Source organism: Streptomyces lincolnensis (assembly GCF_001685355.1).
Lineage (GTDB): Bacteria > Actinomycetota > Actinomycetes > Streptomycetales > Streptomycetaceae > Streptomyces > Streptomyces lincolnensis.
In genome coordinates, this window is record NZ_CP016438.1 from 526,597 (window position 1) to 539,983 (window position 13,387).

Consider the following 13,387-nt stretch of genomic DNA (forward strand, 5'->3'; position numbering starts at 1 on the left):
TCTTGACCTGACACGGGAGTGAGTACGGCGGCGTGAAGACAGCGGGGCAGTCGGTCCGGGCACGGTTGCGCAGCGGCGTCGCGGCGTCCGATCCGGGGCTGCTGCGGCTGGCCGCCGGGCTCCGGACGGTGGGCGCGATCGCTCTCACGCTCGCCGTGCTCGGCCTGCTGGGGGCCGGGGTCCGGCATCTGGTGGCGGGGGCGATGGCGGCGATGGTCGCCACCTTCGCCATCCGGGAGAAGCAGCGCGCGCAGCAGGCGGTCACCCTCGCCCTCGGTCTGCCGGTGGCGCTGGCGTCCGTGAGCCTGGGCGCGCTGATGAGTTCCCGGGTGGTGGCCGGCGATCTGTTCTTCGTCGCGCTCATCTTCTGCGCGGTCTACGGCCGCCGGTTCGGCGACCGCGGCACCGCGCTCGGGCTGATCGGCTTCCAGGTCTACTTCCTGTCCCTGTTCGTCGGTGCCGCGGTCTCCGGCCTGCCCGAGCTGTACGGCGTGCTCGGCATCGCCTTCGCGAGCAGCGCGCTGGTGCGTTTCGTGCTGGTGCCCGAGACGCCCGCGGGGCTGCTGGAGCGGCTGCGGGAGGCCTTCCGGGCCCGGCTGGCGCAGCTGGTGTCCGCGCAGCTGGATCTGCTGGACGCCGGGCCTGACGAGCTGGAGAAGGTGCTGGAGGACGTACGGGACGGGACCGCCCGGCTGCACGAGACGGCGTTGATGATCCAGGGGCGGCTGGAGGAGGGCACGGCCGACGAGGCGACCGCCCGGCTCGTGCAGCGGCGGGTCGCGGACGCCGAGATCGCCGCCGAGCGGCTGGGCCTGTTGCTGCTGACCGCGCGCAGCGCCGAGCGGGCGGACACGCTGACCATGCACCTGCCCGGGGCGCCCGTCCCGGCGGGGCGTCGGCTGTCGGCCCGGGACGAGGCGACGGCCATCCTGCGCCGCGATCTTCAGGGGCTGCGCCTGCTGGTGCTGCGGCCCGTGTCGCAGGAGACCGGGACGGGGCTGTCGCATGTGCGCAACCGGCTGCTCGGATACCGCGACGAGGAGAACGTGCCGGCCGCACCGGCCGCCGTCCAGGACGCCTTCCGGGGCATCGGCGAGGCCGCCCGTGCCGTGCTCGGGCTGCGGATCGCGCTCGACGGGGCGCAGGACGAGTCGGACGACACCCCGGCGACGACCCGCTCGCGCGAGGAGCTGGACGCCGAGGACGTCGCCATCGACGCGGGCGAGGACGAGGACCGGGAGGAGGAGCCCACCGGGCTGCGACGGCCCACGACGCGGGCGGCCGTGCAGGTCGCCGTGGGCTCGTCGCTGGCGATCGTCGGCGGCGAGTTCCTGTCCAGCCAGCGCTGGTACTGGGCGGTGCTGGCCTGCTGGATCGTCTTCATCAACACCGCCTCGACGGGCGAGATCCTGGTCAAGGGCTACCGCCGGCTGGTGGGCACGGTGTTCGGGGTGGTGGCCGGGATCGTCCTGGCGGGACTGGTCGGGCAGCACACCTGGACGGCGTTCGCGCTGATGCTGGTGTGCGTCTTCGCGATGTTCTACACCGCTCCCCTGTCCTACACGCTGATGTCCTTCTTCGTCACCGCCGCGCTGGGACTGCTGTACACGCTGATGCACACCTACAGCCTGTCGGTGCTGCTGCTGCGGGTGCAGGAGACGGCGCTGGGCGCGGCCTGCGGTGTCGTGGCGGCGGCGTTCGTGCTGCCGGTGCGCACGGACCGCCGTACGAACGAGCTGCTGGTCACCGTGCTGGAGCGGCTGGCGGAGGTCACCGAGGCGGCGGTCGACCAGCTCAGCGGCGGGCCGCCGGTCGATCTGCTGGACCAGGCCCGCGATCTGGACCAGGCGCTGGCCGACCTGCGGGCCGCCACCCAGCCGCTGACCCACCCGATCACGCCCCTGCGGGCCCGGCGCGACACCGCCCGGTACGTCGTGGCGCTGCTGGAGACGTGCGCGTACCACGCGCGTTCGCTGGCCGCGACGGCCGAACTCCTGCCCACGCATCCCTCGATCGCGGCGGATCCGAGGCTGCGCCGGGCCGGGCGGCGCATCGCGCACAACATCGGGGCGATCGCCGCGTATGTCGCCGACGACCAGGCCGCCGTGGAGATCGAGACCGGCCGGAGCATCGCCTCCCTGCTGGAGCCGGACCTTCCCGGCACCCCGCGCTACGGCCGGGTCACCGACCGTGTGCTGCGGCATCTCCAGCGTCTGGACGAGACGGTGGCGGGTCTGGCCCGGCCGCTCGGTGTGCCGGTCGCGGCGCCGAAGCGGTAGCCGCGGCGCCGGTGAGGGGCGGCGGTCACAGGTCCGTGGGCAGGTCGCTGACCTCGGCGATGCCGCGCAGTTCCTCGTTGGTGTGCTGGCGTTCGCGGATGTAGTCGGCGATCTCGCCCAGCCGCACCGGGTCGGAGGCGGTGGCCGCGTCGGTGACCACCCGGACCGGGCCGGTGTCGTCGATGTGCAGCTCGATCACCTCGTTGTCCAGGCGGCCCGTGACGGCCGTGGCGATGACCAGGGCGGCCTCGTCACGGATCTCCTGGGAGAGCTCGTCGGTCTGCTCCTCGTCGAGGGAGAAGTCGAGGGCGGGCAGTTGGTGTTGCTCGATGGCCCGCAGGACCGGCTCGACCACGCTGAGCAGCAGCCGGTAGTCATCGGTGTCCATGCGGATGCGCAGCAGGTCGAGGTAGACGTCCACGGGCCGGCCGTCGGGCGGAAGCTCTGGTTCGTCGTTCATCCGGACCGGGTTCCCCGTGTGGCGGCGGTTCAGACGCGGCGCCAGCGGGCCAGGGCGAACGAGAACACCCCGAACAGCACGAGACCGGCCGCGACGCAGACCAGGAGCCACGGTCCGAGCGGGGTGTCGGCGAAGGAGCGGAGGGCGTCGTCGAGGCCCTTGGCCTTGTCGGGCTCGTAGTCGACCGCCGCCTTCACGGCGAAGGCCCCGACGACGGCGAACACGGCGCCGCGGGCCAGCCCGCCGGCCACACCCGTCACGTCCACCAGCTGCCGGGTGCGCCGGGACAGCTCACCGAACTTCATCTTGTCGTGGTAGGAGCGGCGCAGCGCCTGTACGGCGATCCACACACCGGCCACCACGATCCCGGCCCCGGCCGCCCCGACCAGCCACTGCCCGGCGGGGACCTCCAGAAGCCGGGCGGTGACGTCCTTGGACTGCTTGTCGCTCGATCCGCCGCCGCCCGACCCCGCGGCGAAGGACAGCACGGAGTAGGCGACGAAGGCGTAGAAGAGACACCGCACCGCCGCGAGCAGTCGTTTCCTCGGCTTGTGGCCGTCGCGTCCGACCGAGCCGAAGAGTGCCTCGGACAGCCGCCACAGGGCCATCCCGACGAGGCCGACGCCCAGCGCCCACAGCAGGACGGCGCCGAAGGGCTTGTCGGAGAGTTCGGCGAGGGCACCGCCGCGGTCGGCCTGTTCCTTGCCGTCGCCGAAGGCGATCTGCAGGGCGAGGATGCCGACCAGCAGATAGATGACGCCGCGCGCGGTCAGCCCCGCGCGTGCGGCGACCTCCCGCGCCGAGCCACTGCCCACCCGGCGTGCGCGGAGGTGACCGGTCCGTGCCGTGGCGCTCATGTTCATCTCGACCTCCTGGGATCCGAATGCCCTGGTCGTGGGCGGACACACCCGGCGTGGCCGACGGGGTGGTGGCGCAGGGGGCGCGCGACCGGCGGCCCCTCGGTCCGGCGCGGGCGCCGTGACCGGGGGCCGCCGGTCGCGCGGTGTACTCGGCGGTCGGCCGCCCTAGGACGCGGGCTCGCGGTCCCGGGCGGGCCGGTGCTGTGGGGCGGGCTCGCGCTCCTGGGCGGCCGCGAGCAGTCGGCGGGCGGTTTCCAGGGCCGGTCTGACGTCCCGCGTGCCGGTGGACACGCAGAGCGTGTAGGCGAGGTCGCGCGCCCGCGCACTGGGCTCGGTCCGGCCCGCGGCGGCCTCCTCGGCCGCCAGGGCCTCGTAGGCATCGACGAGTTCCCGCAGAAAACCGGGATGGGGCATCAGCATCTGTCACGCCTCCTTGTCGATCCGCGGTCCGCTCAGAGCTCCGCCCGGCCCTCGGGGCCGCGGCGGCCCGCCCGCTGCCCCAGGGCCTCGTCGCGCACCCGGGCGCAGCTGCGGCTGATGAGCCGGGAGACGTGCATCTGGGAGATGCCGAGGTGGTCGGCGATGCGGCTCTGCGTCATGTCCTCGAAGAAACGCATGTAGAGAATGGCGCGCTCGCGTTCGGGCAGACGGCGCAGGCCCTCCTTGGCGGACTCGCGATCCACGACCGTGTCGTAGGAGGTGTCCGAGGAGCCCAGGGTGTCGGCGAGGCTGTAGCCGTCGTCGCCGGCCGACAGTTCGGCGTCCAGGGACAGGGTGCTGAAGCTCTCCAGAGCCTCCATGCCGGTGGCGACCTCGTCCTCGGTCAGCCCGGTGTGCACGGCGATGTCGGCGGCCGAGGGTTCCGGGGATCCGGGGTTCTGGGTCAGTTCGCGGCGCGCCACCCGCACCTTGTTGCGCAGTTCCTGCACACGACGCGGGACCCTCAGCGCCCACATCCGGTCGCGGAAGTGCCGCTTGACCTCACCGGTGATGGTGGGCACGGCGTAGCTCTCGAAGGCTCCCCGCTCCGGTTCGAAGCGGTCGATCGCCTTCACCAGGCCCAGGGCCGCGACCTGCCGCAGGTCCTCGATGGACTCACCGCGGTCACGGAAACGGCCCGCGATGCGGTGGGCCATGGGCAGCCAGGCGGTGACGAGTTCGTCGCGGACGGCGTCCCGTTCCGGACCCTCCTCCAGGCCGTTCAGCCGGGTGAAGAGGGCGGCGGTGTCGGGGGCGTCGTCGTGTCGGCGCCGGGCGGGGGCGGAGGGCTGGGCGGACGTGCCGGGACGGCTTGTCGACATATCGATGAGCATGCGGAATCGCTCCTGAACGGTCGTCTCAGGGGGAATGACCGCGGGAGGTCGGCGCCCGGATGACCTGGAAGGGCCCCCGGGGCAGCCATATCGCTCCCGCTGGCGCGCCTCCGGTCCGAAGCACGAAACTGCGACTGCCCTGCTGTCCTGGACGCAAACGCGGGTTCCGAAAACAGTTCAGGACAGGGGCACCACAGCGGTGATGCACTTGCCGCCGGCGGGCAGGTCGGTCACGCGGACGTCATGCGCGAGACGGCAGATGATGGGCCAGCCGTGGCCACCGACCCGGTGCCGCCCCTGCTGGTCCACCGGCGGGGAGACCACCGGCAGGGCGGCACTGCGGTCGCAGACCGACACACGTACGTCCGTGCCGGGTTCCAGGACGTCGACGCGGAAGTCGGTGATCCCGCCGCCGTGCAGGATGGCGTTGGTGGTGAGCTCGGAGGCCACGAGCAGGGCGTCGGAAAGAGCGTCCGCGTCGCACGGTGTGTCGGCGGCCCGGCAGCGCGCGGCCACGGCACGCTCCACGGCCCGCCGCGCCTCGGCCGGTTTGCACGGGCCGGAGCGCACTCCGCGCCGGCCGGCGCCGGACAATTGGAGGGCGAATTCGGTCCTGTGCTGCTCGCACATCCCTTTCACTCCCTGATCACTGGTGGAGAGGTCGGAAGCCGGGGCGGCCGCAACCGCGGGGCCCTTACGGGCACGGCGGTGACGTCTCACGCTGCGCAGGCTTCCGCAGGTCTCACTTATTCGGCTGACCTCTCCCCGGCGTACCAAACCTCTCGTTCCAGGCGAGCACGAACCGTGTCACCGGGCTATTCCCGGGCGGGATCCGGGTACGCGGTCTGTATGACCGATGTGGTGGACTCAGACGAACTGCTGCGGCGCATCCAGCGGGCCCGGGCCTGCGCGCAGGAGGAGGAGCAGAATTGGCGCACCCGCCGCGACAGTCTCCGGCGGGACGATCCGGACGGCGCCCACGAGGCGGCGGTCCGGAGTGTGGCCTACGGGGCGGTGCTCCGGGTGCTGGACGAGATCGTCACCCCGGGCAGGCACGCGGACCAGGCGTGAGGAGCGGGACGCGCCGCCCTCAGCACGCTGATTGGCGCCCCCCGGGCCTGGGCACCCGGCCCCCATGGCACCAGCTGACCACACCAGTGCACCGGTTCTCGAAGCCCTGGCCGACTACCACCGCCAGGGCCGGCTCACGTTCGCCCCGCCGGGTCACAAACAGGCCCGGGGCGCCGATCCCGCGGTGCGCGAGGTGCTCGGTGACGCCGTCTTCCTCGGTGACGTCCTGGCCTCGGGAGGTCTGGACGACCGGCTGACGCGGGGGCGGGTGCTGGAACGGGCCCAGGAACTGATGGCCGACGCCGTGCACGCGGAGCACACCTTCTTCACCACCTGCGGGACTTCGCTGTCCGTCAAGGCGGCGATGCTGGCCGTCGCCGGTCCGCACGAGAAGCTGCTGATCGGCCGCGACGCCCACAAGTCCGTCGTCGCGGGCCTGATCCTGTCCGGCATCGAACCGGTCTGGCTCGAACCGCGCTGGGACGCCGAGCGGCGCCTGGCGCATCCGCCGTCCGCCCCGGAGTTCGAGGAAGCCTTCGAGGCCCATCCCGACGCGAAGGGCGCGTTGATCACCAGCCCCACCCCGTACGGCAGTTGCGCCGATCTCGGGGCGGTCGCCGAGGTCTGCCACCGGCGTTCGGTGCCGTTGATCGTGGACGAGGCCTGGGGCGCCCACCTGCCCTTCCACCCGGAGTTGCCGTCCTGGGCGATGGACGCCGGCGCCGACATCTGCGTCACCAGCATCCACAAGATGGGCAGCGGCCTGGAGCAGGGCTCGGTCTTCCACCTCCAGGGCGATCTCGTCCCGGCGGAGCTGTTGCGGATGCGGGCCGATCTGCTGGGCACCACCAGTCCGTCGGTCCTGCTGTTCGCCGGGCTCGACGGCTGGCGCCGGCAGATGGCCCTGCACGGCAAGGAACTCCTCGGCGCGGCACTGGACCTGGCCGCCGAGACCCGGCACGCCATCGAGGAGATCGACGGGCTGCACGTCAACGACCGCGGCGACTTCTGCGGCGCGGGCCTGGCCGACGACTTCGATCCGCTGCCCGGTGTCATCGACGTGAGCGCGCTCGGCATCACCGGCTACCAGGCGGCCGACTGGCTGCGGGAGCACCGCGCCATCGACGCGCATCTGACCGACCACCGCCGTATCGGAGCGCAGATCACGCACGCCGACGACCGGGAGACGGTCGGTCAACTGCTCGCCGCGCTCAAGGACCTGGTCCGGGTCGCACCGGAACTGCGCCCCGGCCCGCGGGTGGAGGTGCCCCTGCCGGACGAACTGCGCATGGAGCAGGCCCGACTCCCCCGGGACGCGTTCTTCGGTCCCGCCGAGAACGTGCCGGTGACCGAGGCCGCGGGGCGCGTCGCGGCGGAGATGATCACCCCGTATCCGCCGGGGATCCCGGCGATCCTGCCCGGTGAGCGGCTGACCGAGCCGGTCCTGCGGTATCTGCGGACCGGCAAGGACGCGGGCATGAACCTGCCCGACGCGACCGACGGCGACCTGGAGTCGATCAGGGTCGTGACACGGGACGCCGAGTGACGGCCGAGTGAAACCGGTCACGTGACCCGGATTTTGTTGCGCACCATCGCCACGGATGGTTTACCGTTCATTCATACGTGGCCACGGGGTCGACCGCATCCGTCCTCCGTGCCCACCCTTTACGGCCCTGGCTGGTCTCCCCCGTCCAGCCAGGGCTTTTTTCTGCCCCGAAGGCCGGGCGACACGCGATCCTCACAGCCTCTTGCCCGATTCTTCCGTCCGCCGAGGTGCCCCGAACGGCGCAAGCCGCTGAAATGGGCATAGCGAGAAACCGGAATCCTTCGCCGGCGAGGAGCCCCGCGCCATGACCAAAGCGATCAAACTCCTGACCGCCCTTCCCCCGCCGCAGCGTCAGCGCCTGATGACGCTCGCCCATGAGGTCTCCTTCCCGGAGGACAGCCGGATCTTCGAGGCGGGCGGCACGGCCGACCGCTTCTGGGTCGTCCGCTCCGGCGCGGTCTCCCTCACCCAGCAGGTGACGTCCCAGCAGCGGGTGACCGTCGCCGGTCTCGGCTCCGGCGACCTGCTGGGCTGGTCGTGGCTCTTCCCGCCGTACCGCTGGGACTTCGGCGCGGAGGCCTTCAGCCCGGTGCGCGCCTACGAGTTCGACGCGGCGGCCGTGCTGGAGCTGTGCGAGGAGGATCCGCAGCTCGCGGTGATCCTGGTGCGGTCCGTCGCCGAGATCCTCGCCCACAGGCTGGAGACCACCCGGGGCAAACTCCTGGAGCAGTACTCGATGCACCGGCGCAGCGCGCTGTAGCGCGTCGGCGCGTGCCCGGCGCCGTCCTCAGACGCGGTAGCGGCGCAGCGCGGGCACCGCGAGGGCCAGGGTCAGCATCACGACGACGACCAGGATCCCGCCGCCCGCGACGGCCGTACGGGCGCCGAAGGCCGAGCCGGCCGTGCCGTGCAGCACGTCCGCCAGCCGGGGGCCGCCCGCGACGACGACCGTGAAGACGCCCTGCATCCGGCCGCGCATCTCGTCGGTGGCGGCGGACAGCAGGATCGCCCCGCGGAACACCATCGAGACCATGTCGGCGATCCCGGCCACGGCGAGGAAGACCACCGCGAGCCACAGACTGCCGCTCAGTCCGAAGCCGGTGATGGCCGCGCCCCAGGCGACGACCGCGCCGATGACCATCCAGCCGTGCCGGCGGGCCCGCGAGAACGTCCCGGAGAACAGCCCGCCGACCACCGCGCCGATGGGGATCGCCGCGAAGAGCAGGCCGAGCGCGAGACCCTCGCCGTAGGGGGCGTACGTCTCGGCGGCGAGCTGCGGGAACAGGGCGCGGGGCATGCCGAGGACCATCGCGACGATGTCCGCGAGGAAGGACAGCAGCAGCACCTTGTGCCCGGCGATGTAGCGGAATCCGGCCGCGATCTCCCGCACCCCGGCCCGGCGGGGGCCGCTGCCCGCCAGGGGCGGCAGCGAGGGCAGCCGGTGGACCGCCCACACCGTGACGCACAGGGCCAGGGCGTCGATCAGGTACAGCTCCGGCAGCCCGATCACGGGGATCAGGACACCGGCGAGCAGCGGCCCGACGACCTGGCCGGTCTGCATGACGGTGGATCCGAGGGCGTTGGCCGCGGCCAGCTGCTCCGCGGGCACCAGCCGGGCGATGGAGGCGTTGCGGGCCGGGGCGTTCAGTCCCCAGAAGGCCTGCTGCACGGCGAGCAGCACCATCAGCGCGGCCACCGACTCCAGGCCGGTGACGGCCTGGAGCCAGAACAGGACCGAGGTGACGGCGATGCCGCTGTTGGTGATCAGGAGCAGCTTGCGGCGGTCCATGGCGTCGGCGACCGCCCCGCCCCACAGCGCGAACACGATGAGCGGCAGCAGTCCGGCGAGGCCGGCGGCGCCCACCCAGGCGGAGGAGCCGGTGATGTCGTAGATCTGCTTGGGCACGGCGACGGCGGTGAGCTGGCTGCCGACGGCGGTGACGATCGTGGAGGACCACAGTCGGCGGTAGGCCGGGACCCGCAGGGGGCGGGTGTCCATCGCCCAGTGGCGCCGGCCGTGCCGGGACTGTTCGCCCGGATCCTCGGCCGGGGTCTGCGGTTCGGTGCCGCTCTCACTGGTGTCCACTGGTGTCCTGGGTGCTCGCTACATCTATCGGGTCCGGGGTTCACTATCGCAGCACCGGCCAGGAGTTCGAGACGCGCGTCCGCGCATCGCGGACCTCATGCCCCGGCGATCAGCGTCACGCCGAACGTGATCATCATCGCGGCGACCAGACCGTCCAGGACGCGCCAGGCGGCGGGCCGGGCCAGGAAGCGGCCGAGCAGCCGGGCGCCGAAGCCGAGCGCGGTGAACCAGCACAGGCTGGCCAGCACCGCGCCCAGGCCGAACGTCCAGCGCAGCGGGCCGCGATCGGCGGCGACGGAGCCGAGCAGGAACACGGTGTCGAGGTAGACGTGCGGGTTGAGCCAGGTCAGCGCCAGGCAGGTGAGCACCGCCCGCCGGACGGACCCCGCGGCCTCCCCGTCGGCGCGCAGGGCACCGGCCGGCCGGAACACCCGACGGGTGGCGAGGGCGCCGTAGCCGAGCAGGAACGCGCCGCCGATCCAGCCGATCGCGGTCAGCGCCCCCGGCCAGGCCACCACCACGGCGCCGACGCCGCCGACGCCCAGGGCGATGAGGACGGCGTCGGACAGGGCGCAGATGGCGACGACGGCGAGGACCGCGTGGCGGCGGGCCCCCTGGCGCAGGACGAAGGCGTTCTGGGCGCCGATGGCGACGATGAGCGAGAGACCGGTGCCGAAGCCTGCGGCCGCGGCGGCGAGAGAGGCGGACATGGCATCGACGCTAGGGAAGCGATCTCTGTACGTACAGCTAAAGATTCTTACGTACCATTAGTTGTCGTGATGGTGACCGAACTTCCGCTGGATCAGGTACGGACCCTGCTCGCCGTGGTCGACGAGGGCACGTTCGACGCCGCCGCGGCCGCGCTGCATGTGACCCCGTCGGCGGTGAGTCAGCGGGTCAAGGCGCTGGAGCAGCGCACGGGCCGGGTGCTGCTGGTGCGCGCCAAGCCGGTGCGGCCGACCGAGTCGGGCGAGGTGGTGGTGCGGTTCGCCCGGCAGCTGGCCCGGCTGGAGCGGGACGCGCGTGCCGCGCTCGGGATGAGCGGCGAGGAGGAGCTGACGCGGGTCTCGATCGCGGTGAACGCGGACTCCCTGGCGACCTGGCTCCTGGAGGCGCTCACGCGGGTGCCGGAGCAGCCGGGGCTCTGTTTCGAACTGCGCCGCGAGGACGAGACCCGTACGGCGGAGCTGCTGCGGGAGGGCCTGGTGATGGCCGCGGTGACCTCGTCGCCGGATCCCGTCGCCGGATGTTCCGTGCGGCCCCTGGGGCGGATGCGGTATCTCGCGGCGGCGAGCCCCGGCTTCGTGGAGAGGTACCTCGACGGGCCGCTGCGGGAGGTGCTCCCCGGGGCCCCGACGGTCACCTTCGACCGCAGCGACGATCTCCAGGACGCCTTCGTGCGGCGGTTGCGCAGGGGGCGGGGCCGGGCGGCCGCGGTGCGGCACGCCGTCCCCACGTCCGAGGGTTTCGCCGAGGCCGTGGCGCTCGGGCTGGGGTGGGGGCTGGTGCCCGAGGTACAGGCGGAACCATTGCTGCGTGGGGGGCGGTTGGTGCTGCTGGCGCCGGAGCGGCCCGTTGATGTGCCGCTGTACTGGCAGCAGTGGAAGCTGGATTCGCCCGCGTTGGCCGGGGTGGCGGAAGCGGTGACTGTGGCGGCGCGGCGAGCTTTGCGCGCCTAAGGACGTGCCTCGCCGGCGCTGTCCAGAAGCATGTCCAGAGCCGTCGGGTAGGCGCTGGTCACCATGCGGGTCGCCAGCAACGGTGCTGCTTCCGCGATGCGGGGATAGCGGTCGGCGGGCAGGTGGGCGTACGTCGAGCGCCACCGGTCCTCGTCGGCGTCGAGTGAGGCACTCGGCAGGGCCAGGGACGCCGCGTCCAGGGCGGCGAAGGCCAGGGCCTGGTCGATGAAGGCGTGGTAGACGCGCACGGTGTCGGTGAGCGAGAAGCCCGCGTTTCGGAGGATGTCCAGGACCGCTTCGTCCGCGGCCAGTTCGTTCGCCCGGCCCGTCACCCTGCTCGTGGTCAGCACGGCGGCCTGCGGGTGGGCCACGTAGGCCGCGTGGATGCGCAGGCCCACGGCACGCAGGTCCGCCCGCCACTCCCCCGTCGGCTCCCAGCCCTCCAGGGCCCGGCCGATGAGCGCGTCGCCGATGGCGAGGGTCAGGTCGTCCATGCTGCGGAAGTAGCGGTAGAGCGTGGAGGGGTCGGCGTCGAGAGCCAGGCCCAGGCGGCGGGCGGTGAGGCCGGAGCTGCCGTGTTCGCGCAGCATGCGCAGCGCGGTCTCGACGATCAGCCGTTCCGAGAGCACGGTGCCGCTCTTGGTGGGCCGGCGCCGACGGCGCCGCTCCTCGGGGACCACGGGCTTGGGCATCCCGACCGCCTCTCCTCATGACCGCCGTCGCTTATGCCAACGCCATTGACCTTATGTGAGGGCCGGGCGTTGTATCTGCGCCAGGGCCCCGTACCTCCGCGACCTTTCGACCCGCCAGGGAGTGCCTGTCATGCGTGTACTGCTCGTGGGAGCCGGTGGTGTCGGCACCGCCGTCACCCGGATCGCCGCCCGCCGCCCCTTCTTCGAGGTGATGGTGGTGGCCGACCACGACCCGGCCCGTGCCGAGTCGGCCGTCGCGGCCCTGGGCGAGGCCGGGTCCCGCTTCCGCGCCGAGCGCGTGGACGCGAGGGACGAGGCGGCGGTGGTGGCGCTGCTGGAGCGGCACTCCTGCGACGTGCTGCTCAACGCCACCGACCCGCGGTTCGTGATGCCGCTGTTCCGGGCCGCGCGCACGGCGGGCGCCGACTATGTCGACATGGCGATGTCGCTGTCCCGGCCGCATGCCGAGCGCCCGTACGAGGAGTGCGGGGTCAGGCTCGGCGACGAGCAGTTCGCGCACGCCGAGGAGTGGGAGAAGGCGAGTGCGCTGGCCCTGGTCGGCATGGGCGTGGAGCCGGGCCTGTCGGACGTGTTCGCCCGGCACGCGGCCGACGAACTCTTCGACACGATCGAGGAGATCGGTGTCCGCGACGGCGCGAACCTGACCGTCGACGGCTACGACTTCGCCCCGTCCTTCAGCATCTGGACCACCATCGAGGAGTGTCTGAACCCGCCGGTCGTCTACGAGGCCGACCGCGGCTGGTTCACGACCGAACCCTTCAGCGAACCCGAGGTGTTCGACTTCCCCGAGGGCATCGGCCCGGTCGAGTGCGTCAACGTGGAGCACGAGGAGGTGCTGCTCGTGCCGCGCTGGGTGCCCGCCCGGCGGGTCACCTTCAAGTACGGCCTGGGCCGCGAGTTCATCGAGACGCTCCGCACCCTGCACCTGCTGGGCCTGGACCGCACCGACCCGGTGACCGTGCCGGGCCCCGCCGGTCCGGTCGCCGTCTCGCCCCGGGACGTGGTCGCCGCGTGTCTGCCCGACCCGGCGACGCTGGGCGAGCGGATGCACGGGAAGACCTGCGCCGGCACCTGGGTCCGGGGCGTCAAGGACGGGGCGCCGCGCGAGGTGTACCTGTACCACGTGGTCGACAACCAGTGGTCCATGAAGGAGTACGGCTGTCAGGCGGTGGTGTGGCAGACCGCCGTCAACCCCGTCGTCGCCCTCGAACTGCTGGCCACGGGCGTGTGGTCCGGCGCGGGAGTCCTCGGCCCGGAGGCCTTCCCCGCCCGCCCCTTCCTGGATCTGCTGACCGCGTACGGCTCCCCGTGGGGGCTTCGCGAGCAGTGACCGCGGCCGTCCGGCCGTGCCCCTCGCCGGATCCTCACGAGGTTCCCACA

14 protein-coding genes are annotated in these 13,387 nt (G+C 72.6%); 6 read left to right on the forward strand and 8 right to left on the reverse strand.

The annotated features are described in order from the left end of the window. Nucleotides 1-32: 32 nt before the first annotated feature. Nucleotides 33-2,279 (forward strand): FUSC family protein, encoded by a 2,247-nt coding sequence (locus tag SLINC_RS02420; protein ID WP_067426115.1) that lies wholly within the window; start codon nucleotides 33-35, stop codon nucleotides 2,277-2,279. 25 nt (nucleotides 2,280-2,304) lie between these two features. Here the strand turns inward: SLINC_RS02420 and SLINC_RS02425 are convergent, their stop codons facing one another. The 5 genes from SLINC_RS02425 to SLINC_RS02445 all read right to left on the reverse strand — a co-directional run bounded on the left by SLINC_RS02425 (nucleotide 2,305) and on the right by SLINC_RS02445 (nucleotide 5,542). Then, complete coding sequence (locus tag SLINC_RS02425; protein ID WP_067426116.1) at nucleotides 2,305-2,739, reverse strand: hypothetical protein; 435 nt, start codon at nucleotides 2,737-2,739, stop codon at nucleotides 2,305-2,307. A gap of 29 nt (nucleotides 2,740-2,768) precedes the next feature. Beyond that, complete coding sequence (locus SLINC_RS02430) at nucleotides 2,769-3,602, reverse strand: DUF1206 domain-containing protein (protein ID WP_067426118.1); 834 nt, start codon at nucleotides 3,600-3,602, stop codon at nucleotides 2,769-2,771. A gap of 162 nt (nucleotides 3,603-3,764) precedes the next feature. Beyond that, nucleotides 3,765-4,019, reverse strand: coding sequence for a DUF5133 domain-containing protein (locus SLINC_RS02435; RefSeq protein ID WP_067426120.1), 255 nt, complete (start codon nucleotides 4,017-4,019; stop codon nucleotides 3,765-3,767). A gap of 32 nt (nucleotides 4,020-4,051) precedes the next feature. Further along, complete coding sequence (locus SLINC_RS02440; protein WP_067426122.1) at nucleotides 4,052-4,912, reverse strand: SigB/SigF/SigG family RNA polymerase sigma factor; 861 nt, start codon at nucleotides 4,910-4,912, stop codon at nucleotides 4,052-4,054. A 177-nt stretch (nucleotides 4,913-5,089) separates the two neighbouring features. Next, the gene (locus tag SLINC_RS02445; protein ID WP_067426123.1) at nucleotides 5,090-5,542 is read right to left on the reverse strand and encodes an ATP-binding protein; all 453 of its coding nucleotides are present in this window, start codon (nucleotides 5,540-5,542) and stop codon (nucleotides 5,090-5,092) included. Between the two features lie 219 nt (nucleotides 5,543-5,761). Between SLINC_RS02445 and SLINC_RS02450 the strand changes: the two genes are divergently transcribed. The 3 genes from SLINC_RS02450 to SLINC_RS02460 all read left to right on the forward strand — a co-directional run bounded on the left by SLINC_RS02450 (nucleotide 5,762) and on the right by SLINC_RS02460 (nucleotide 8,289). Further along, nucleotides 5,762-5,983, forward strand: coding sequence for a hypothetical protein (locus SLINC_RS02450; protein WP_067426125.1), 222 nt, complete (start codon nucleotides 5,762-5,764; stop codon nucleotides 5,981-5,983). Between the two features lie 64 nt (nucleotides 5,984-6,047). Continuing rightward, nucleotides 6,048-7,529, forward strand: coding sequence for an aminotransferase class I/II-fold pyridoxal phosphate-dependent enzyme (locus tag SLINC_RS02455; RefSeq protein WP_067426127.1), 1,482 nt, complete (start codon nucleotides 6,048-6,050; stop codon nucleotides 7,527-7,529). Between the two features lie 304 nt (nucleotides 7,530-7,833). Continuing rightward, on the forward strand, nucleotides 7,834-8,289 hold the full coding sequence (locus tag SLINC_RS02460) for a cyclic nucleotide-binding domain-containing protein (protein WP_067426129.1): 456 nt from the start codon (nucleotides 7,834-7,836) through the stop codon (nucleotides 8,287-8,289). A 27-nt stretch (nucleotides 8,290-8,316) separates the two neighbouring features. On the opposite strand, the gene SLINC_RS02465 is transcribed toward SLINC_RS02460, so the two are convergent. Both SLINC_RS02465 and SLINC_RS02470 read right to left on the reverse strand, forming a co-directional pair. Next, nucleotides 8,317-9,615 (reverse strand): MFS transporter, encoded by a 1,299-nt coding sequence (locus SLINC_RS02465; protein WP_067426131.1) that lies wholly within the window; start codon nucleotides 9,613-9,615, stop codon nucleotides 8,317-8,319. Nucleotides 9,616-9,710: 95 nt separating this feature from the next. Beyond that, nucleotides 9,711-10,325 carry a LysE/ArgO family amino acid transporter gene (locus tag SLINC_RS02470; protein WP_067426134.1) on the reverse strand — a complete coding sequence of 205 codons (615 nt, stop codon included), beginning with the start codon at nucleotides 10,323-10,325 and terminating at the stop codon, nucleotides 9,711-9,713. 69 nt (nucleotides 10,326-10,394) lie between these two features. Between SLINC_RS02470 and SLINC_RS02475 the strand changes: the two genes are divergently transcribed. After that, nucleotides 10,395-11,294, forward strand: coding sequence for a LysR family transcriptional regulator ArgP (locus SLINC_RS02475; protein ID WP_067426136.1), 900 nt, complete (start codon nucleotides 10,395-10,397; stop codon nucleotides 11,292-11,294). Here the strand turns inward: SLINC_RS02475 and SLINC_RS02480 are convergent. Next, nucleotides 11,291-11,986: a TetR/AcrR family transcriptional regulator gene (locus SLINC_RS02480; protein ID WP_067426139.1), complete on the reverse strand. Its 696-nt coding sequence runs from the start codon at nucleotides 11,984-11,986 to the stop codon at nucleotides 11,291-11,293. The genes SLINC_RS02475 and SLINC_RS02480 overlap by 4 nt on opposite strands. 130 nt (nucleotides 11,987-12,116) lie before the next feature. On the opposite strand from SLINC_RS02480, the gene SLINC_RS02485 reads away from it, so the two are divergent. Beyond that, on the forward strand, nucleotides 12,117-13,337 hold the full coding sequence (locus SLINC_RS02485) for a saccharopine dehydrogenase family protein (protein ID WP_067426141.1): 1,221 nt from the start codon (nucleotides 12,117-12,119) through the stop codon (nucleotides 13,335-13,337). Nucleotides 13,338-13,387: the final 50 nt, after the last annotated feature.

Excerpts from the sequence above, each read along its gene's own strand:
- SLINC_RS02425 (WP_067426116.1), bottom strand. The coding sequence starts at position 2,739 with ATGAACGACGAACCAGAGCTTCCGCCCGACGGCCGGCCCGTGGACGTC.
- SLINC_RS02430 (WP_067426118.1), bottom strand. The coding sequence starts at position 3,602 with ATGAACATGAGCGCCACGGCACGGACCGGTCACCTCCGCGCACGCCGG.
- SLINC_RS02435 (WP_067426120.1), bottom strand. The coding sequence starts at position 4,019 with ATGCTGATGCCCCATCCCGGTTTTCTGCGGGAACTCGTCGATGCCTAC.
- SLINC_RS02440 (WP_067426122.1), bottom strand. The coding sequence starts at position 4,912 with ATGCTCATCGATATGTCGACAAGCCGTCCCGGCACGTCCGCCCAGCCC.
- SLINC_RS02445 (WP_067426123.1), bottom strand. The coding sequence starts at position 5,542 with ATGTGCGAGCAGCACAGGACCGAATTCGCCCTCCAATTGTCCGGCGCC.
- SLINC_RS02450 (WP_067426125.1), top strand. The coding sequence starts at position 5,762 with ATGACCGATGTGGTGGACTCAGACGAACTGCTGCGGCGCATCCAGCGG.
- SLINC_RS02455 (WP_067426127.1), top strand. The coding sequence starts at position 6,048 with ATGGCACCAGCTGACCACACCAGTGCACCGGTTCTCGAAGCCCTGGCC.
- SLINC_RS02460 (WP_067426129.1), top strand. The coding sequence starts at position 7,834 with ATGACCAAAGCGATCAAACTCCTGACCGCCCTTCCCCCGCCGCAGCGT.
- SLINC_RS02470 (WP_067426134.1), bottom strand. The coding sequence starts at position 10,325 with ATGTCCGCCTCTCTCGCCGCCGCGGCCGCAGGCTTCGGCACCGGTCTC.
- SLINC_RS02475 (WP_067426136.1), top strand. The coding sequence starts at position 10,395 with ATGGTGACCGAACTTCCGCTGGATCAGGTACGGACCCTGCTCGCCGTG.
- SLINC_RS02480 (WP_067426139.1), bottom strand. The coding sequence starts at position 11,986 with ATGCCCAAGCCCGTGGTCCCCGAGGAGCGGCGCCGTCGGCGCCGGCCC.
- SLINC_RS02485 (WP_067426141.1), top strand. The coding sequence starts at position 12,117 with ATGCGTGTACTGCTCGTGGGAGCCGGTGGTGTCGGCACCGCCGTCACC.